This window comes from Anaeromyxobacter terrae, from assembly GCF_022690685.1.
Taxonomy (GTDB): domain Bacteria; phylum Myxococcota; class Myxococcia; order Myxococcales; family Anaeromyxobacteraceae; genus Anaeromyxobacter; species Anaeromyxobacter terrae.
The window spans coordinates 16,072-34,120 of record NZ_JALCYY010000052.1 but is presented as its reverse complement, the minus strand read 5'-3'; the positions used below and the strand labels follow the sequence as shown (position 1 = coordinate 34,120).

Annotated in this window: 14 protein-coding genes and 1 pseudogene; 8 read left to right on the top strand and 7 right to left on the bottom strand. The window is 73.4% G+C overall.

What is annotated here, in order from left to right; genetic code table 11:
• Positions 1–694, bottom strand: a pseudogene (locus MNY62_RS19555) (hypothetical protein); the annotation flags it as partial.
• Between the two features lie 385 nt (positions 695–1,079).
• Between MNY62_RS19555 and MNY62_RS19550 the strand changes: the two are divergent.
• Positions 1,080–1,655 carry a hypothetical protein gene (locus MNY62_RS19550; protein ID WP_242346033.1) on the top strand — a complete coding sequence of 192 codons (576 nt, stop codon included), beginning with the start codon at positions 1,080–1,082 and terminating at the stop codon, positions 1,653–1,655.
• Between the two features lie 155 nt (positions 1,656–1,810).
• On the opposite strand, the gene MNY62_RS19545 is transcribed toward MNY62_RS19550, so the two are convergent.
• Entirely contained in the window at positions 1,811–1,996 is a 186-nt protein-coding gene (locus tag MNY62_RS19545) for a hypothetical protein (protein WP_242346032.1), read from the bottom strand.
• A 285-nt stretch (positions 1,997–2,281) separates the two neighbouring features.
• On the opposite strand from MNY62_RS19545, the gene MNY62_RS19540 reads away from it, so the two are divergent.
• The gene (locus MNY62_RS19540; RefSeq protein WP_242346031.1) at positions 2,282–2,569 is read left to right on the top strand and encodes a hypothetical protein; all 288 of its coding nucleotides are present in this window, start codon (positions 2,282–2,284) and stop codon (positions 2,567–2,569) included.
• 47 nt (positions 2,570–2,616) lie between these two features.
• Here the strand turns inward: MNY62_RS19540 and MNY62_RS19535 are convergent, their stop codons facing one another.
• Entirely contained in the window at positions 2,617–4,704 is a 2,088-nt protein-coding gene (locus MNY62_RS19535) for a hypothetical protein (RefSeq protein ID WP_242346030.1), read from the bottom strand.
• Positions 4,705–4,819: 115 nt separating this feature from the next.
• Between MNY62_RS19535 and MNY62_RS19530 the strand changes: the two genes are divergently transcribed.
• A complete protein-coding gene (locus MNY62_RS19530; protein WP_408629097.1) occupies positions 4,820–6,277 on the top strand; it encodes an MDR family MFS transporter in 1,458 nt (485 codons plus the stop codon).
• Positions 6,278–6,300: 23 nt separating this feature from the next.
• Here the strand turns inward: MNY62_RS19530 and MNY62_RS19525 are convergent, their stop codons facing one another.
• Positions 6,301–7,467, bottom strand: a complete 1,167-nt coding sequence (locus MNY62_RS19525) for a cystathionine gamma-synthase (RefSeq protein ID WP_242346028.1) — start codon at positions 7,465–7,467, stop codon at positions 6,301–6,303.
• Positions 7,468–7,510: 43 nt separating this feature from the next.
• Positions 7,511–8,890 (bottom strand): pyridoxal-phosphate dependent enzyme, encoded by a 1,380-nt coding sequence (locus MNY62_RS19520; RefSeq protein ID WP_242346027.1) that lies wholly within the window; start codon positions 8,888–8,890, stop codon positions 7,511–7,513.
• A 124-nt stretch (positions 8,891–9,014) separates the two neighbouring features.
• Here MNY62_RS19520 and MNY62_RS19515 point away from each other — a divergent pair, with 124 nt between their 5' ends.
• Complete coding sequence (locus MNY62_RS19515) at positions 9,015–10,055, top strand: aminoglycoside phosphotransferase family protein (RefSeq protein ID WP_242346026.1); 1,041 nt, start codon at positions 9,015–9,017, stop codon at positions 10,053–10,055.
• A 233-nt stretch (positions 10,056–10,288) separates the two neighbouring features.
• On the top strand, positions 10,289–11,956 hold the full coding sequence (locus tag MNY62_RS19510; protein ID WP_242346025.1) for a methyl-accepting chemotaxis protein: 1,668 nt from the start codon (positions 10,289–10,291) through the stop codon (positions 11,954–11,956).
• Between the two features lie 82 nt (positions 11,957–12,038).
• Here the strand turns inward: MNY62_RS19510 and MNY62_RS19505 are convergent, their stop codons facing one another.
• Positions 12,039–13,655, bottom strand: coding sequence for a solute symporter family protein (locus tag MNY62_RS19505; protein WP_242346024.1), 1,617 nt, complete (start codon positions 13,653–13,655; stop codon positions 12,039–12,041).
• Positions 13,656–13,682: 27 nt separating this feature from the next.
• Positions 13,683–14,018, bottom strand: a complete 336-nt coding sequence (locus MNY62_RS19500; RefSeq protein ID WP_242346023.1) for a DUF485 domain-containing protein — start codon at positions 14,016–14,018, stop codon at positions 13,683–13,685.
• 330 nt (positions 14,019–14,348) lie between these two features.
• Between MNY62_RS19500 and MNY62_RS19495 the strand changes: the two genes are divergently transcribed.
• The 3 genes from MNY62_RS19495 to MNY62_RS19485 form a co-directional block, all read left to right on the top strand.
• Positions 14,349–15,668, top strand: coding sequence for a sodium:proton antiporter (locus tag MNY62_RS19495; protein WP_242346022.1), 1,320 nt, complete (start codon positions 14,349–14,351; stop codon positions 15,666–15,668).
• A gap of 77 nt (positions 15,669–15,745) precedes the next feature.
• A complete protein-coding gene (locus MNY62_RS19490) occupies positions 15,746–16,489 on the top strand; it encodes a metallophosphoesterase family protein (RefSeq protein WP_242346021.1) in 744 nt (247 codons plus the stop codon).
• Between the two features lie 3 nt (positions 16,490–16,492).
• Positions 16,493–18,049, top strand: a 1,557-nt coding sequence (locus MNY62_RS19485) for a protein kinase domain-containing protein (RefSeq protein WP_242346020.1), incomplete at its 3' end; no start/stop codon positions are given.

Sequence of the window (18,049 nt, the reverse complement as noted above, 5' to 3'; positions counted from 1 at the left end):
CGAGCGCCGCCGCCTCGCGCGCGTCCGCGCGGCGCGCCTCGCCGGCGTCGCCGAGCACGCGCACGAGCAGCGACGCGCCGACGAGCCCCGCGGGGATCCGGCCCAGCCCGCCGCGAAGCAGGGCGCGACCGACGAGGAACGCCCCGGCCGTCCCCGCCGCCAGGCGGTACGCCGGCGAGGAGATCGGCACGATCGCGCCGCGGGCGCGCCTGCGGGGGCCGAGGCCCTCGAGCGCCCGGACGTCGGCCGTCTCATGGGACTCGAGCCGGTCGTACACCCGCCGGACCCCGCGCACCATGCGAACGCCCGCGAGGAGCGCCGCGTGCTCGGCCCCGAACACCGGTCCCTCCAGCTCCACCTCGCCGTGGTGGGCGGTCACGCGGATCGCGTGCGCGTGGTAGGTGAGGTGTCCGAGCCGCGCGCGGACGCGCTCGGCGAGGACGTCGTCGTCGGGGAGCTCGGGGGCGAGCCGCGCCCGCGCCTCGTGCGCCGCGCCGGCCGCGCGATGTCCGAGATCGCGCGCCCCGCTCTCGACGAAGCCCTCCGCGTCGTGCAGCGCGCGGCCCGCGGTCCGGGCGAGCGCGCCGCGCCTGCGGGGATCGGCCATCCAGGCGAGGCCCGCGCCCGCCGCGACGACCCCGAGCCCGCCCATCATCCACGCGCCGCCGAACCCGCGTCCCCGAGCCCGCCTCACGCCCATCGGTCCCTCCCGCGCGATCCGAGAGAGAGCCTAACCACGGCGCGTTCGCGCGGCGCGTGGATGGCTTGTCGACTCGTGAGGCTCGAGACGTCGCGTCGTGAGGCTCGAGACGTCGCGCGCCGAGGGACGCTCGCCCGCCCGCCTCCCGATCGGCGCGGAGGTCGTCCCCGAGGGCGTCCACTTCCGCGTCTGGGCGCGCGCCCGCTCGACCGTCGAGGTGCTCGTGGAGAGCGAGGGCGCGGCCTCCGCGACGCGGCTGAATCATCGCCGCGAGGTCCGCCCCGGCCTCGCGGGGGGCCGTTCACGAACCGTACGGGCTTGCACAGCCCGTCCCGTTCGTGGAATCGTCCGCCTGCCCCGTGCCCGTGAGGACCGCATCATGCGCCTGATGCTCGTGCTCTCGCTGCTCCTCGCCCCCGCTGCCGCGTCCGCCCAGGTCGACGTCCCCCGCGGCAAGCCCATCCTGCTGGACGGCCGCATCGACGCGCAGGAGTGGGGAGACGCGGCGCAGCTCCAGCTCGGCGACCTCGCCCGCGTCTACGTGAAGCAGTCGGACGGGTTCGTCTTCGTCGGGATCCAGCTGCTGAACGAGCAGAACGGCACGGTCGACCTCTACCTCGCGCCCGGGGACGGCCAGCTTCACGACCTGCACGCCTCCGCCAAGCTGGGCGAGCGCGTCCTCCAGGGCGGCGCCTGGCCGGAGGTGTGGCGCTGGTGGAACAACGACGGGTGGGCGGCGAGCGTCTCGCGGGTCGACTCCTGGGAGCCGCGCACGTTCCTCAAGGAGCCCGCGCGCGAGTACCAGATCTCGCGGCGACGCTTCCCCGGTCGCGAGTGGCGGATGATGCTCGACGTCATGACCGAGGCCCGCCCGACCTGGCGCACGACGAGGTTCCCGCCGCAGGCCAGCGACACCGACGCGAAGGGCTGGTACGTCGTCCGGCTGGGGCCGTGAACCCCGCCTCGCAGCAGGGGCACGATGGCGCCCACTGCAGGAGGCGCTCGCCGCCCCCGCGGACCTCGCGACGGATCCCTGGGGGTGACCGGCGTCCGGCGCTCCCGCCACTGCAGCAGCCGGAGTCGCCCGCGGCTCGCCCCCCCCCCCGGCGTTCAGCGGTCCGGGTCCCGCACGTCGCCCGGGTCCTCGCCGTAGAGCGGCGGGTAGTCGGAGCGCTCGCCCAGGAGCTCGGGCGCCTCCTCCGGCGACGGATCGCGCACCGGTGGAGAGATCTCCGGCGCGCCGCCGCGCCGCCCCGGGACCTGCGGCTCCGCCTGCGGCCGCGGGGGCGCATTCACGCCGGCGCCCGCCTCGCGGCCCGGCGTTCGGCCCTCTTGCTCGGGAGTCCCCGGGATGGTCACGTCCGCAGGGGCGTGCGCCCCACCGGCCGGGACGCTCGCCCCGCCGGTCTCCCGCCGCTGCGCCGCCCGAGCCGCCGAATCCGCCGCGCTGTCGGTCCACTCGTTGTTGGCCATGACCGGACGATGCGCATCCGGGGTGCCCGCGGCGGGGCCGTGCGCGCGGGGGCGAGACCGTTATGGGATCCGTTCAGGGTCAACCGGGACGACGTCGAGGAGGCTCCCATGCTGCGCGCCACGCAGGCGGTCACCGAGATGCGGCACTGGACCGAGGCGAGGGGCGGGCGGCCGTGCCGCGACGAGGAGAGCGGGCGGCTGTGGATCGCGCTGCCCGGGGAGCCATGCGAGGCGCGCGACGTGGGCTGGGACGAGTTCGAGGTGACGTTCCGGGTGAATGGCCTGGTGTTCCTCTACGACGACGCCCCCGGGGCGCGGCGCCTGTTCGTGGGGAAGCCCGACGCCGCGCGCGCCTGGATGTGCGGCGGCGCTCGAGACGCCGCCGCGCAGGCTTGAGGGTTCGAGCTCCGGGGGTCGAGCGCGACGCCGGCTGGCCTCGGTCGTCAGCTCCGCTCGAGCGCCCGCGCCGCGGCGCGGATGAGCGGCTGCGCCGAGACCGGCTCGCCCGTCGCGCCCTTCATCCAGAGGTCGGGCGCGAGCGTTCCCTGGATCGTGATGCGCTCGATCTCGTCGCCGAGCCGCTTGCCCGGCGGGAGCTTCTCGAGGTGCTCCTCGAGCTGCGCCGCGATGAGGTGGCCGATCGGGTAGTCGGGCAGGTAGAGCAGGTTCGAGACCATGTGCGAGTAGATCGCGAGGATCGGCACGTCCCGGACGCCGAACACCGGTGCGTACCAGCGGTTCCACACGTCGCGCGCGAGGCGGAGCGTCGCCTCGCGCAGCTCGGCCGGCGCCGCCTTCGGGTGGTCGTACATCCAGTGCCACATGCCGATGTCGACGAGCGCCACCCCGGCGATCTCGTAGGCCGCCCAGAGGTCGTTGAGCGCGAGGATCCGCTTCGCGTCCGCGGAGGGCGGCGGGAGCCCCAGCACCTCGAGGTCGCGCGCCTGGAAGACGAACGCGATGGCCTCGGTGAACGCCGTGTTCGGGACGCCGCGCAGGAGCGTGTGGTCCACGCCGTAGAGCGAGAACGTCTGCTCGACGTTGTGGCCGAGCTCGTGGATGGCGATGTTGAAGCCCTTGTAGTCCATGCCGTCCGCGCCGACGCGCGTGCGCAGGTGGGCCTGGTCGCCGCGGCGCGCCGCCTCCATCGCGTGGCCGGAGCCGCGCGCCGGATCCACCGCGATGTGCCCCGCCAGGAAGCGGGCCTTCTCCTCCGAGAAGCCGAGCTTCTGCAGCGTGACCGGCAGGTCCTTCGCGAACGCCTCCGCGGTCGGGTAGCGGCTCCGCGTCAGCTGGTCGAGCTGCGCCTCGGAGCGCTCGATGCGCGGCTTGAACCCGGCGTACCAGACGTCGAACGGCTCGAGCTTGCGCCCGAGCCGCTCCTCGACGAGCCGCGCGATGCGCCCGATCTCGGGGGCGCCCAGCACCTCCTCGAGCATCGCCACGACCCGCGCCTCCGGGATCTCCCGCTCGAGCTCGAACTTGCGCGCGATGTACGTGGGGGCGGAGGGCGAGTAGGGGTCGGCTGCCTTCACCGCCCGGAAGTTCGCGAGGATCTTCGCGTAGCGGGTGTCGGGCTCGCGCGCCGCGGAGGCCTTCGCGGCCCTCGCGCGCGGCGTGGCGCCGGGCTCGATCGTCTCGGCGGGCGCGGGGCGCACCTCGTTCGTGAACGGGTTCCAGTCCACGGCGGGATCGTTCACCACCGCCGCGGGGATCGTCTGCGTGACGATCCGCTCCATCGCCTTCGCGATCACGCGCTGGCGCGCGAGGCCGTCCGACTGCGCGTACTGCGCCTTGAGCTCGTCGCGCAGGTTCCAGTGCGACAGGAGCCGCTTCCCCGCGGGGAAGAGGCGGCGCCCGTCCTCGGCGAGGACGTGGTGCATGAAGAGGTTGTAGTCGGCGATGTAGAGGTCGGCGTCGGCGGAGGCGCGGGCGATGCCCTGGTTCACCGCCGCCGGCACGCGCCGCGCGAAGCGGTTCGCGAGCCGCGCCTCCGCCCACGCGCGCCGCGACCAGCCCGCGCCGGCCGAGAGCCGCTCGTCGAGCGTGGTGAGGGGGAAGTTGAGGAGCGCCACGAACGCGACCTTGCCGTCGAAGAGGTCGTCGATCTGGTGGGCCGAGGCGTCGTAGGCGGCGAGGAGCGCGTCCACCGGGCGCATGGGCCCCTCGTCGAGCTGCGCGTAGCGCGACAGCTCCCGGGAGATCTCGAGCGCGTGGCCGTCGAGGGCCTCGAACGACGCCTCGAGCCGCGCGAACGTCGCGTCGAGCGCCTCGCCCGCGGGCAGGAAGTGCTCGGCGCAGAACGCCTCGAACGCCTTCGCGTCGCCGTCGGACGGGCGCCAGAAGGCGGCGGCCTGGGCGACGCCGCGCTCGGCCCGGGGGCGCTCGGCCTCCCCGTGCCTCGCGACGAGCGCCTTCACGGCGCGGCTCGCGGCGGGCCGGAGCGCCTGCGGCGGGGACGGGATCGCGGGGCGGGAGGGTGGGGCGGCGAGGGCCATGAGCGCGAGCACGGTCGCGGCGGTGGAGACCATGCGCGGGAATGTAGCGCGGATCGCCTGCGGCGCCAGGGAAGGAGCGCCGGCGGGGGCCGGGCGCCGCATGACCGGATTGACCTTCTCACGGCCCGGCGCTAACTGGTCCGCCTCCATGCGCGCGACGAGCCGTCCTCTCACCGTGGTCTCCGTGCTCCTCGGCACGTTCCTCGCCGCGATGGAGATGACGGTCGTCTCGACGGCGATGCCGACCGTCGTCGGCGAGCTCGGCGGCCTCGCCCTCTACGCCTGGGCGTTCGCCGCGTACATGCTCACCGCGACGGTCACCGTGCCCATCCACGGCAAGCTCGCGGACCTCCACGGCCGCAAGCCCGTGCTCATCGCCGGGATCGCGCTCTTCCTGCTCGGGTCGAGCGGGTGCGGCTTCGCCGGGAGCATGGGCGCGCTCATCGCCTGGCGCGCGGTCCAGGGGCTCGGCGCGGGCGCGATCCAGCCGGTGTCGCTCACGATCATCGGCGACCTGTTCGAGCTCCGCGAGCGCGCGCGCATGCAGGGCATCTTCGGCGCGGTGTGGGGCGTCGCCGGCCTCGTCGGGCCGGTGCTCGGCGGCGCCATCGTCCACACGCTCGGGTGGCGCTGGATCTTCTGGGTGAACCTGCCCTTCGGGCTCGCGAGCGCGGCGGTCCTCGCGGTCGCCTACCACGAGCGCCCCGAGCGCCACCCGCACCGCCTCGATCTCGCCGGCGCGGCGCTCCTCTCGGTGGCGGTCGTGGCGCTCCTCGCGGCGGCCCGCTCGAGCACGGCGGGGCTCGCCGCGCTCCCCGTCGCCGCGGCGGCGCTCATCGCCTTCCTCCTCGTCGAGCGGCGCACGCCCGAGCCGCTCCTCCCGCTCGACCTCTTCGCGCAGCGCGTGATGGCGGTCTCGTCCGCCACCGGCGCGCTGCTCGGCGCGGCCATGCTCGCGATGGTCACGTACGTGCCGCTCTGGGTGCAGGCGATCCTGGGCGGCTCGCCCACCACGGCGGGCGCGGCGATCGCGCCGATGGCCGTCGGCTGGCCCCTCGCGAGCACGCTCGCGGGCCGGCTGCTGCCGCGCCTCGGCTATCGGCGGCTCCTGCTCGGCGGGCTCACGACGAGCGCGCTCGCCGGGACCGGGCTGGCGCTGCTCCTCAGGCCCGGGACGAGCGTGCTCGTGCCGCAGGTCCTCACCTTCGCCTACGGCGTCGGCCTCGGGCTCGCGAACACGCCGCTCATCCTCGCGGTGCAGACGAGCGTGCCCTGGAACCGGCGCGGCGTGGCCACCGCGAGCACCCTGTTCTTCCGGACGATCGGCGGCACGCTCTCGGTCGGCCTCCTCGGCGGCGTGCTCGCCGCGGGACTGGGCCGCGCCGGCGCCGCGGCGGGCGTCGCCGAGAAGCTGCTCGGCTCGGAGCGCGCCTCGCTCGCCCCGGCGGAGGTCGCCGCGGTGGGCGGCGCGCTGCAGGGGGCGATGGGGATCGTGTTCTGGAGCGTCGCCGGGATCGCGGCGATCGCGCTCCTCGTCGCGACGCGCTTCCCGCGCCTCCCCGTGAGCGGCGCCGCGCCGGAGGCCGCCGCGCGGGCGGAGGGCTGACCCCGGGGAGGCGGAGGGGAGCGCTACGCCCGCTTCGCCGCCGCGAACCCGCGCTCGAGATCCGCGAGGAGGTCGTCGGCGCGCTCGATTCCGGCCGAGACGCGGATGAACCCGTCCGCGATGCCGAGCGCCTCGCGCGTCTCCTTCGGCACCGACGCGTGCGTCATGATCGCGGGGTGCTCGATGAGGCTCTCGACGCCGCCGAGCGACTCGGCGCAGGCGAAGATCTTCACGTTCTCGAGGAACGCGCGCGCCGCGCCGAGGCCGCCGCGGATGACGAAGGTCAGCATGCCGCCGAACCCGGTCATCTGCCGGCTCGCCAGCACGTGCTGCGGGTGGGAGGGGAGGCCGGGGTAGGTGACGCGCTCGACCTGCGGATGTCCCTCGAGCCAGCGGGCGATCGCGAGCGCGTTCTCGGCGTGCCGGTCCATGCGGACGTGCAGGGTCTTGAGGCCGCGCAGCACGAGGAAGCTGTCCATCGGCGAGGGCACCCCGCCGACCGCGTTCTGCAGGAACTTGAGCCGCTCGTGGAGCTCCGGATCGTTCGTGGCCGCGGCCCCGCCGATCACGTCCGAGTGGCCGTTCAGGTACTTCGTCGTCGAGTGCGCGACGAGGTCGATCCCGAGCGCGAGCGGCTTCTGGAAGTACGGGGTCGCGAAGGTGTTGTCGACCACGGTGCGCGCGCCGTGCGCGCGGGCGATCCCCGCCACCGCCGCGAGGTCCACGATCTTCAGCATCGGGTTCGTGGGGCTCTCGATCCAGACGAGCTTCGTCCGCGGCGTGAGCGCGCGCTCGACGTTCCGCGCGTCGCTCATGTCGACGTAGGTGAACGAGAGGCCGTGCCGGCGGTAGACCTTGTCGAAGATGCGGAAGGTCCCGCCGTACACGTCGTCGGAGGCGACGACGTGGTCGCCCGCCTCGAGGAGGTGGAGGATCGCGTCGGTCGCCGCGAGCCCCGAGGCGAACGCGAGGCCGTGGCGCGCGCCCTCGAGCGCGGCGAGGCAGTCCTGCAGCGCGTGCCGGGTCGGGTTCTGCGTGCGCGAGTACTCGAAGCCCTTGTGGACGCCCGGGCTCTCCTGGACGTAGGTCGAGGTGAGGTAGACGGGCGTCATGATCGCGCCCGTGGTGGGGTCCGGGGACTGACCGGCGTGGATGGCGAGGGTCTCGAAGGAGAGCTTGCGGTCGTCCATGTGCGTGCCTCCGGCGACGGCTGTTCGACGGGTCGAGCGCGGGCTACTTGAGCCGCTCGCCCAGGAACTCGATGAGGTCGATCTTGGTGACGATGCCCGTCACGCGGTCGCCCTCCTTCACCACCGCGACGTGATCGTCGTTGAAGATGTCGCGCAGGCGCCCGACCGGCGTCTCGGGGCCGACGACGCCCTGCAGCGGCTGGACGAGCGGCTCCACCTGCTCGGTGAGCCGGTGCTTCCCCTCGATGAGGAAGTTGAGCAGGTCGTACTCGTGGATCATCCCGATGGCGCGGCCGGCGTCGTCGACGACCGGCATCTGCGAGATGTCGTTCTCCTTCATCGCCCGGACGACCACCTCGACCTTGTCGGTCTTGCGCGCGGTGATCACCTCGCCGCGGCGCCGGCCGAGCACGTCCTTCACGGTGGCGCTCGCGACCGGCTCCGCGCCCTCGAGGGCGAAGCCGTTGTCGCGCATCCACTCGTCCGAGTACATCTTGGAGATGTAGGCCCGGCCGCCGTCGGGGAGCGGCACGACGATGGTCTTCCCCTTGCCGAGCTCGCGCGCGAGCTGCACGGCGACGTGGACGGCGGCGCCCGAGGAGCCGCCGGCGAAGATGCCCTCCTCGCGGGCGAGGCGGCGCCCCATCGTGAACGCCTGCTGGTCGTTCACCTGGCGCACGTCGTCGAGGACGGACAGGTCCATCGCCCCGCACATCATGTCCTCGCCGATGCCCTCCACCTTGTAGACGTGCGGCTGCGAGAGCTTCCCGGTCTTGAACATCGAGTGGTAGACGGAGCCGATCGGGTCGGCGCCCACGTTCAGGATCTTCGGGTTCCGCTCCTTGAAGTACTTCCCGCACCCGCTCATCGTCCCGCCGGTGCCGAGCCCCGCGACGAACGCGTCGAGCTGCCCGCCCGTCTGCTCCCAGATCTCCGGCGCGGTGCTCCGGTAGTGGGCCTCGATGTTGTCCACGTTGTGGTACTGGTTCAGGTAGAAGCTGTTCGGCGTCTCCGCCGCGATGCGCTTCGCGACCGAGTAGTAGCTCTCCGGCGAGTCGGCCGGCACGTTCGTCGGCGTGATGACGACCTGGGCGCCGAACGCCTTGAGCGTGTCCTGCTTCTCCTTCGACATCTTGTCCGGCATCGTGAAGATGCAGCGGTAGCCCTTCACAGCCGCCGCGATGGCGATGCCGACGCCGGTGTTCCCGCTCGTGTTCTCGACGATGGTGCTGCCCTTGCGGAGGAGCCCCGCCTTCTCGGCCTTCTCGATGATGTGCAGCGCCATCCGGTCCTTGATGGAGCCGCCCGGGTTCAGGTACTCGAGCTTCACGAGCACGGTCGCGTCGTCGGGGCCGACGAGCTTGCGGAGCCGCACGAGCGGGGTGTGGCCGATCGCGGAGAGGACGTCTTCGTGGTAGGGCATGGGGCGCTCCGTCTAGGCCGCCGCCGCGGCAGATCGGCCGGTGACCGCGCGTTATAGGCAGGCGGTTCCAGCCCCGTCAACGCGACGCGCCGGCCCCGGACGACCGCCAGGAGAGACGACCCAGATGAACGATCCCCAGACGGAAGCCCGCGTGCGCGGCGCGGTCGCGCGCGCGACCGGCGGCGCCCCCGGCGACGTGCCGGTGCGGCGCCTCGCCGGCCACGCCTCGCTGCGGAGCTACTGGCGCGTCGGCGTTCCTCCCGCCTCGCACGTCGTGATGGTGCTCCCGCCCGACGCGAAGCCCGAGGAGGTGACGAAGGGCGGGGCGCCCGCCGAGAGCCCGTTCGTCGACGTGCAGCGCTACCTCTCCGGCCTCGGCGTCCGTGTCCCGCGCATCCTCGCCTTCGAGGAGGCGGAGGGGCTCATGGTCCTCGAGGACCTCGGCGACGACATGCTCGAGACGCGGCTCCTCGCCGGCGAGGCGAAGGAGCCGCTCTACGAGCGCGCCATCGACCAGCTCGCGCGGCTCCGCGCCGCCGCGGAGGCGCGCCCGGCGGGCTCGATCGCCTTCACGCGCAGCTTCGACTTCGACCTCTACCGCTGGGAGCTCGATCACTTCCGCGAGTGGCTCCTCGAGGCCTGGAAGGGCGCGACGCTCACGCCAGGCGAGCGCGAGGTGGTGGACCGCGACTTCGACCGGATCGCCCGCGCCCTCGACGCGGAGCCCAAGGGGTTCACGCACCGTGACTATCAGTCGCGGAACCTCATGGTCCTGCCCGGCGGCGAGCAGGCGGTGATCGACTTCCAGGACGCGCTCCTCGGGCCGCGCCAGTACGACCTCGTCGCGCTCCTGCGCGACAGCTACGTCGAGCTCGAGGCCGCGTTCGTCGAGGCGATGCTCCGCCGGTACCTCGACCGGCTCGCCGCCGCGGGCGGACCCCGCCTCGCGTACGGGCCGTTCCGCGAGGTGTTCGACCTCCTCACGGTGCAGCGCAAGCTCAAGGACGCGGGCCGCTTCGTCTTCATCGACCGCGTGAAGGGGAACCCGGGCTTCCTCGTGTCCATCCCCGCCTCGCTGCGCTACGTCCGCGACGCCTTCGCGCGGCGGCCCGACCTCGCCGAGCTCCACGCGGTGCTCGCGCGGCACGTGCCCGAGCTGGCTTGACGGGAGCGGTCGCGCCGCCCCGGACCCGCCAGCCCTGCCCCATGGTGCTGCTTCCGGCCCCGAACGGGGACCCCGGGTGGACGGTCACCCGGACCCCGCGGTTCGGGTACCCCGACGTCAACCCACCGTAGTCACGGGCGGTTTTAGCGACGCGACTGCGGTCGCATGCCGCATCGCTGCGGCACGTTCGCCGCAAAGGGGCTCCGCGCGGCCCGCTGCCGCGGGAGGACCACGTGAAGAACCTCAGCATCGGCACGCGTCTCGGGATCGCGTTCGCGGTCCTGTGCGCGTTTCTCGTCGGAGTGGGTGGCCTCGGGCTCGCCGCGATGGCTGACATGCACCGGCTGAACGAGGAGATCGCGCGCGGCGTCTGGACGAAGGCCCAGCTCGCCCACGGGCTCGAGAAGGAGTCGCTCGCGATCTCCACGTTCGCCGACGAGCTGCTGCTCGCCGGCGACGCCGCCGGGGTCCGCGCCGCGGTCGCCGGGCTCGACGAGGCGCGGAGCCGCGCGGACGAGCTCCGCGGCCGGCTCGCGAAGATCGCCGGCGAGGGCGAGCGGAACGCCCTCGCGGAGTCGCAGCGGCTGCTCGGCGAGGTCGAGCGCCACCACGATCGGTTCGAGCGGCTTCTCGAGGCCGGCGATCGCGACGCCGCGGTCCGGGCCATGGAGACGGAGCTCGACCCGGCGCTCGAGCGGCTCTCGCAGACCTGCGCCGGGATCGTCGCGGGCGCGGAGGCCGGGATGAGCGCCGCGATGGCACGCCAGGACGCGGCCTACGCCGACGCCCGCAGGCTGGCCCTCGCGCTCGTCGGGGCGGCGCTCGTGTTCGCCGTGCTGTTCGCGGCGCTCGTGACCCGCTCCGTGGCGGTGCCGCTCGCCGGCGTGGTCGAGGCGGCGCAGCGGATCGCGCGCGGCGATCTCACGCTGCGGATCGCGGTGGACCGGGGGGACGAGGTCGGGCGGCTGCAGGCGGCCATGGCCGACATGACGGCGCGGCTCGCGCAGGTCATCGGCGAGGTTCGCGCCGGCGCCGAGGCGCTCTCGAGCGCGTCCGCCCAGGTCTCCGAGACCTCCCAGGCGCTCTCGCAGGGCACCGGCGAGCAGGCCGCGAGCGTGGAGGAGACGACGAGCTCGCTCGAGGAGATGAACGCGTCGATCTCGCAGAACGCCGAGAGCTCGGTGCGCACCGAGGCGACCGCGCGGGACGGCGCGCGGAACGCAGAGGAGGGGGGCACGGCGGTCCGAGAGACGGTGGAGGCGATGCGCGGCATCGCCGACCGGGTCTCGATCATCGAGGAGATCGCGTACCAGACGAACCTGCTCGCGCTGAACGCCGCGATCGAGGCGGCGCGCGCGGGCGATCACGGCAAGGGCTTCGCGGTCGTCGCGACCGAGGTGCGCAAGCTCGCGGAGCGGTCGCAGAAGGCGGCGAAGGAGATCGGCGCCATGGCGGGGTCGAGCGTCGAGGTCGCCGAGCGCTCCGGCGGGCTCATCTCCGCGCTCGTGCCGGCCATCCGGCGCACCGCCGAGCTCGTCCAGGAGGTGGCGGCCGCCTCGCAGGAGCAGTCCGCGGGCGTGGAGCAGGTCGCGCGCGCGATGGCCGTCGTCGACCAGGTCACGCAGCGGAACGCGTCCGCCGCCGAGGAGCTCAGCTCGACGGCGGAGGAGATGGCCTCGCAGGCGGAGGCGCTCCAGCAGCTCACCCGCTACTTCCAGGTGCCCGGCCTCGCCGCCCCCCGCCCGGAGGCGCCCGCGAAGCAGGGCAGGCTCGCCGCGCCCGCGACGCTCGCCGGCAAGCCGGTCGCGCCGCGCGCGAGGACCGTCCCCGCGCTGCCGGCCGTGAGCGCCGCGGCCGCCGCGGCTCCGGCGGCGCGCGACGACGAGTACCGGCGCTTCTGACGGCGTCGCCGGGGCGCCCCAAGAAAAGACCGCGGCCGGCGCCCCCTGCGGGCGCCGGCCGCGGCGTGGACCTCGGGTGAGGCTACTCGGCGCCGACGCCGAGGTAGGTGCGGAGCTTCTCGTCCTCGAACTTCTCCTGCGCCTCGCGCTCGGGCGTGAGGAGCGAAACGACGATGCCGACCGCGAACGCCGACGTCATCGAGAAGATCGCCGGGTTCTTCATCGGGAAGATCGCGTGCTCGAACTTGAAGACGTCGACCCAGACCGTCTTCGACAGGAGGATCATCGCGCACGAGCTGAACGCGCCGACGAGGATCGACCAGACCGCGCCCTGGGTCGTGAAGCGCTTCCACACGATCGACATGAGGAGCGCGGGGAAGTTCGCGCTGGCGGCGATCGCGAAGGCGAGGCCGACCATGAACGCGACGTTCTGGCCCTTGAAGAGGATGCCGAGGCCGACCGCGAAGACGCCGAAGATGATCGTCGCGATCTTGGCGGCCTTGACCTGCTCCTCCTCCGTCGCCTTGCCGCCCTTGATGACGTTCACGTAGATGTCGTGCGAGTAGGCGGAGGCGCCGGCGAGGGTGAGCCCCGCGACGACCGCGAGGATGGTCGCGAAGGCGACCGCGGCGATGAAGCCGAGGAACGCCGTGCCGCCGAGGAGCTCGGCGAGGAGCGGCGCCGCCATGTTGCCGCCGCCGTCGATGCCGGAGATGAACTTGCGGCCGCCCGGCATGAGCACCGAGGCGCCGAAGCCGACGATCGGGATGATGATGTAGAAGTAGCCGATGAGGCCGGTGGCGTAGAGCACCGACTTACGCGCCGCCTTGGCGTCCGGCACCGTGTAGAAGCGCATCAGGATGTGCGGCAGGCCGAGGAGGCCGAACATGAGCGCGAGGCCGAGCGAGACGGCCTCGACCGGGCTCGCCACGATGCCGCCGGGCTCGAGCGCGGTCTGGCCGTACTTCTCGACGACCGCCGCGTAGATGTTGCCGGGGTGGAACCCGAACTTCGCGAGCACGAGGACCGTGAGGAGGCTCACGCCGAAGAGCAGCAGGCCGGCCTTGATGATCTGCACCCACGTCGTCGCGAGCATGCCGCCGAAGAGCACGTACGCGAGCATGACCACGCCGACGATGAGCTCGGCGTACTCGTACTTGAGGCCGAACATGAGCTGGATGAGCGCGCCGGAGCCGACCATCTGCGCGATGGTGTAGAAGAGCACCGTCAGGATGCCGCCGATCGCGGCCGCGATGCGCACCGGCTTCTGCCTCAGCCGGAACGCGACGACGTCGGCGAAGGTGAACTTGCCGAGGTTCCGGAGCGGCTCGGCGACGAGGAACATGAGCGCGGGCCAGCCGACGAGCCAGCCGGTCGCGTAGATCATGCCGTCATAGCCCTTCAGCGCGACCATGCCGGAGATGCCGAGGAACGACGCGGCGGACATGTAGTCGCCCGCGAGCGCGAACCCATTCTGCAGCGCCGAGACGCTGCGGCCGGCCGCGTAGAACTCGGAGGAGGTCTTCGTCTTGCGCGCCGCCCAGTAGGTGATGACGAGCGTCACCGCGACGATCATGAAGAAGAAGAGGATCGACATCATCGACGGGGAGCCGAGCGAGGTCTGCTGCATCGGCTCACCGGCAGCCGCGGGGGCGGCCTGCGTGAGGAGAAGGGCCTGGATCGCGCCGATCGAGGGCATGGATATTCCTGTCAGTGAAAGTGGCTACTACCGGAGCTGCGAGCGGATCCGCTCGACCTCGGGGTCGTACGACTTGTTCGCCCAGGCCACGTAGAAGGCGGTGAGCACGAAGGCGATCACGATGGCCGCGAGGCCGAGCGGGATCGCGAGCGTGGTCACCTCGCCGATCTTGGTGTTGACGAGCGTCTTGTTCGTCGCGACGAGCAGGATGAAGCCGTAGTAGCTCACGAACAGCAGCGTGAGCAGGACCATGCTGACCTTCCAGCGCTTCGCCACGAGCGCCTTGAACTCGGGCGACGCGATCACCTCGTGCGCAGAACGGGTGCTGCGATCCTTCAGCGGGCTGACCGCGGGTTTCGACATGAACGCTCTCCTCCGGAGGTACGTGAAAATGAGGCGTGGGATGCGGTCATAGCAGATCGATTTGCGCGCTGAACAGCCGCAGACGCCAAACTTGCGCCCTAAATTGCCCCGGAGCGGTCCAATACGCGCCACGGAGTCCCGCACGGAATGCCTGATGCAACCAATGCGCGCAGGAGATGCGTGTCAACGGGAAAGAGAACGCTACGCAATCAATGCGCGCAAGTGATGCGCGGAGGGGGTCGCTGAGGCTCCCTACCGCGGCGACGCGCCGAACGCGTGCAGCCGCGAGGCCCCGTTGCCCTTCGCGCGGCGTCCCGTTAGCGTCCCGCGGTGGATCCCGGCGTCCAGGCGAGCGTGCCGTCCCTCGGTCACCTGCTTCCCTTGTGGAGCGTCGTTCCGTTCGTCCTCGTGCTCGCCGGCATCGCGATCCTGCCGCTCGCGGCGGGACGGCTCTGGGAGCAGAACCGCAGCAAGCTGCTCTTCAGCGCGCTCCTCGGCGCGCCCGTCGTCGCGCTGGTCGTGCGCCTCGACGGCGGCGCTGTCGCGCACGCGGCGCACGAGTACGTCGCGTTCATGGCGCTCCTCGGCGCCCTCTACGTGATCGCGGGCGGGATCGTCGTGCGCGGCACGCTCGCGGGGACGCCCGGGCTCAACACCGCGCTGCTCGGGGCGGGCGCGGCGCTCGCCTCGCTCGTCGGCACGACCGGCGCGTCGATGCTGCTCGTGCGGCCGCTCCTGCGCGCGAACTCCGTGCGGCGCCGCAAGGCCCACGTGTTCGTGTTCTTCATCTTCGTCGTCGCGAACGCGGGCGGGCTGCTCACCCCGCTCGGCGATCCGCCCCTCTTCCTCGGGTTCCTCCGCGGAGTCCCGTTCGCCTGGACGCTGCGGCTGTGGCGCGAGTGGGCGTTCGTCGTCGGCGCGCTGCTCCTCGTCTTCTACGTCGTCGACTCGACCGTCTTCCGGCGCGAGGACCTCGCGACGCCCGGCGACCTCGACGAGCTCGCCGAGGCCCACCGCGTGCCGCTGCACGTCGCCGGGGCGCACAACACGCTCTGGCTCGCCGCGATCGTGGGGGTGCTCCTCGCCGCGGGCACGCTGGCGCCGCCGCCCGGGGTCGCGGAGGCGGCGCTCGCCGGCGTCGCGGCGCTCGCTTGGGTCACGACGCCGGCGGCGCTGCGCCGCGAGAACCGCTTCACGTGGGGTCCCATCCTCGAGGTGGCGGCGCTCTTCGCGGGCATCTTCGCCACGATGATCCCGGCGCTCGCGATCCTGAACGCCCGGGGCGCCGAGCTGGGGCTCGCGGAGCCGTGGCAGTACTTCTGGGCGGCGGGCGCGCTCTCCGCGGTCCTCGACAACGCGCCGACCTACCTCACCTTCGCCTCGGCGGCGAGCGCGGTCGTGGGCACCGACGCCGCCGACCTCTCCCAGCTCGTGGCGCACGCGCGCGGGGCAGAGCTGCTCCGCGGCGTCTCGCTCGGCGCCGTGCTGATGGGCGCGGCCACGTACATCGGCAACGGCCCCAACTTCATGGTGAAGACCATCGCGGAGGAGGGGGGGGTGCGGATGCCGAGCTTCTTCGGGTACCTCGCCTGGAGCGCCGCGGTCCTGCTCCCCGTCCTCGCGGCGATGGCCTGGCTGTTCCTCATGTGACGGCCGGCCGGCCCGGGGGAAGATAAGCTCTCCTCGGAGGGACCCCGCGCCGACCCCGGCGCCAGGCGGCCGCGCGCATGAAGCTCGCCATCCTCGCCGACGTCCACGCGAACCTCGAGGCGCTCACCGCGTGCCTCGACCACGCGCGCGCGCAGGGCGCGGAGGCGTACGCCTTCGTGGGCGACCTCGTGGGCTACGGGGCGGATCCCGCGGCGGTGCTCGACGTCGTCCGGACCCACGCCGAGGCGGGCGCGGTGGTGGTGCGCGGGAACCACGACGCGGCCGTGGTCTCGCCGGGCGCCGAGACGATGCACCGCGTCGCGGAGGAGGCGATCGCCTGGACCCGCACCCGGCTCGACGAGCGCCACCAGGCGTTCCTCGCGAGCCTCCCGCTCCTCGTCCGCCGCGGCGACCTCGTGTTCGTGCACGCGAGCGCCGATCGGCCCGCGGACTGGACCTACGTGACGGACCCGCTGCACGCGTCCGCGAGCCTGCGGGAGGCGGGTACGCACTACGTCTTCTCCGGCCACGTCCACGAGCCGGTCCTCTACTACACGGCGCTCGCCGAGCGGCCGATCGCGTTCCAGCCCGTCCCGGGCGTCGCGATCCCGGTCCCGCCCCGCCGGCAGTGGCTCGCGATCGTCGGCTCCTGCGGCCAGCCGCGGGACGGGAACACCGCGGCGTGCTATGCGCTCCTGGACCTGGAGCGCGAGCGGCTCGCGTTCCAGCGCGTGCCGTACGACTGGGCCACGGCCGCGGCGAAGATCCGGGCGGCAGGGCTGCCGGAGCGGCTCGCCGCGCGGCTCGAGCGGGGGGAGTGAAACGTGGGCGCGCTCCTCGATCGCGGGACCGAGATCGACGGCTTCCGCGTGGAGGAGCAGGTGCACGCGGGCGGGATGGCCGTGCTCTACCGGGTCACCGCCCCGGACGCCGAGTTCCCGCTCCTCATGAAGGTCCCTCGGCTCGGGCCGGGGGAGCCCGCCTCGAGCGTCATCTCCTTCGAGGTGGAGCAGACGGTGCTCGCGGCGCTGAAGGGGCCCCACGTGCCGCGCTTCGTCGCGGCGCGGGACGACGCCGAGCGGCCCTTCCTCGTGATGGAGCGGATCGAGGGGCGCTCGCTCGCGGAGTGGGTGGAGCGCGCGCCCGTCCCGTCCGAGGAGGTGGCGCGGCTCGGCGCGGCCGTCGCGACCGCGCTCCACGCGCTGCACCTCCAGGACGCCATCCACCTCGACGTGAAGCCGTCGAACGTGATGATCCGTCCGAGCGGCGAGGCGGTCCTCATCGACTTCGGGCTCGCCCACCACGGGCACTACCCGGACCTCCTCGCCGAGGAGTACCGGCGGCCCATCGGCTCGGCGCCGTACATCGCGCCGGAGCAGGTGCTCGGGGTCCGCTGCGATCCGCGCAGCGACGTGTTCGCCCTCGGCGCGATGCTGTACGAGCTCGCGACCGGGGAGACGCCGTTCGGCTCCCCGACCACCCCCTCGACGCTGCGCAAGCGGCTCTGGCGCGATCCGGTGCCGCCGCGCGCCCTGGTGCCCGCCGTCCCCGAGTGGCTCCAGGAGGTGATCCTCCACTGCCTCGAGCCCGAGGCGGCGGTCCGCTATCCGACGGCCGCCCAGGTGGCGTTCGACCTCGCGCATCCCACGGAGGTCGCGATCGGCGAGCGCGGGCGAAGGCTGCGCCGGGCGGGTCCGGGACAGGTCCTGCGCCGCTGGGTGAAGGCGATCGGCTTCGAGCCGTCGCCCTGCCCGCAGCCCTCGGCGTACGCGGCCGGCGGGTCGATCGTGCTCGCCGCGCTCGCGACCGCGCGCGCGGACCCGGCGCAGAACGACGCGATCCGCGAGGCGGTCCGCCGCGTCCTCGCTGCGGGGGATCACACGCGCCTCGCCGTCGTGACGGTGATCCCGCCCACCCCCGACCTCGGAGGCTCCGCGCTGGACGACACGGCGACGGCTCAGCGGCTCAAGCACCGGGTGCTGCTCCGCCACTGGGCCGAGCCGCTCAAGCTCCCGGGGACGCAGCTCTCCTTCCACGTGCTCGAGGCGGGCGATGCGGCGGCGGCGCTCCTCGAGTACGCCCGCGCGAACGCCGTCGATCACATCGTGATCGGCGCGCCCCCGCGCGACGTCCCGCTGCGCGGGATGCTCGGCGCGGTCGCGACGCGGGTGGCCCCGGACGCGGCGCCGGAGCCGCTCCAGCTCCTGCGGCTGCTCGGGACGGTGTCGACGAAGGTCGCGGCCGAGGCGCCCTGCACGGTGACGCTCGTCCGGCCGCGCGCGGCCGGCGGGGCGGGACGGCCGGGGCAAGGCGAGCGAAGCGAGCCCGCCGGGGCGCCACCCCGACAGCGGCGAAGCCGCCCCCGCTGGCGCCCCGGGCCC

Excerpts from the sequence above, each read along its gene's own strand:
- MNY62_RS19535 (WP_242346030.1), bottom strand. The coding sequence starts at position 4,704 with ATGGTCTCCACCGCCGCGACCGTGCTCGCGCTCATGGCCCTCGCCGCC.
- MNY62_RS19515 (WP_242346026.1), top strand. The coding sequence starts at position 9,015 with ATGAACGATCCCCAGACGGAAGCCCGCGTGCGCGGCGCGGTCGCGCGC.
- MNY62_RS19550 (WP_242346033.1), top strand. The coding sequence starts at position 1,080 with ATGCGCCTGATGCTCGTGCTCTCGCTGCTCCTCGCCCCCGCTGCCGCG.
- MNY62_RS19530 (WP_408629097.1), top strand. The coding sequence starts at position 4,820 with ATGCGCGCGACGAGCCGTCCTCTCACCGTGGTCTCCGTGCTCCTCGGC.
- MNY62_RS19500 (WP_242346023.1), bottom strand. The coding sequence starts at position 14,018 with ATGTCGAAACCCGCGGTCAGCCCGCTGAAGGATCGCAGCACCCGTTCT.
- MNY62_RS19490 (WP_242346021.1), top strand. The coding sequence starts at position 15,746 with ATGAAGCTCGCCATCCTCGCCGACGTCCACGCGAACCTCGAGGCGCTC.
- MNY62_RS19525 (WP_242346028.1), bottom strand. The coding sequence starts at position 7,467 with ATGGACGACCGCAAGCTCTCCTTCGAGACCCTCGCCATCCACGCCGGT.
- MNY62_RS19520 (WP_242346027.1), bottom strand. The coding sequence starts at position 8,890 with ATGCCCTACCACGAAGACGTCCTCTCCGCGATCGGCCACACCCCGCTC.
- MNY62_RS19505 (WP_242346024.1), bottom strand. The coding sequence starts at position 13,655 with ATGCCCTCGATCGGCGCGATCCAGGCCCTTCTCCTCACGCAGGCCGCC.
- MNY62_RS19540 (WP_242346031.1), top strand. The coding sequence starts at position 2,282 with ATGCTGCGCGCCACGCAGGCGGTCACCGAGATGCGGCACTGGACCGAG.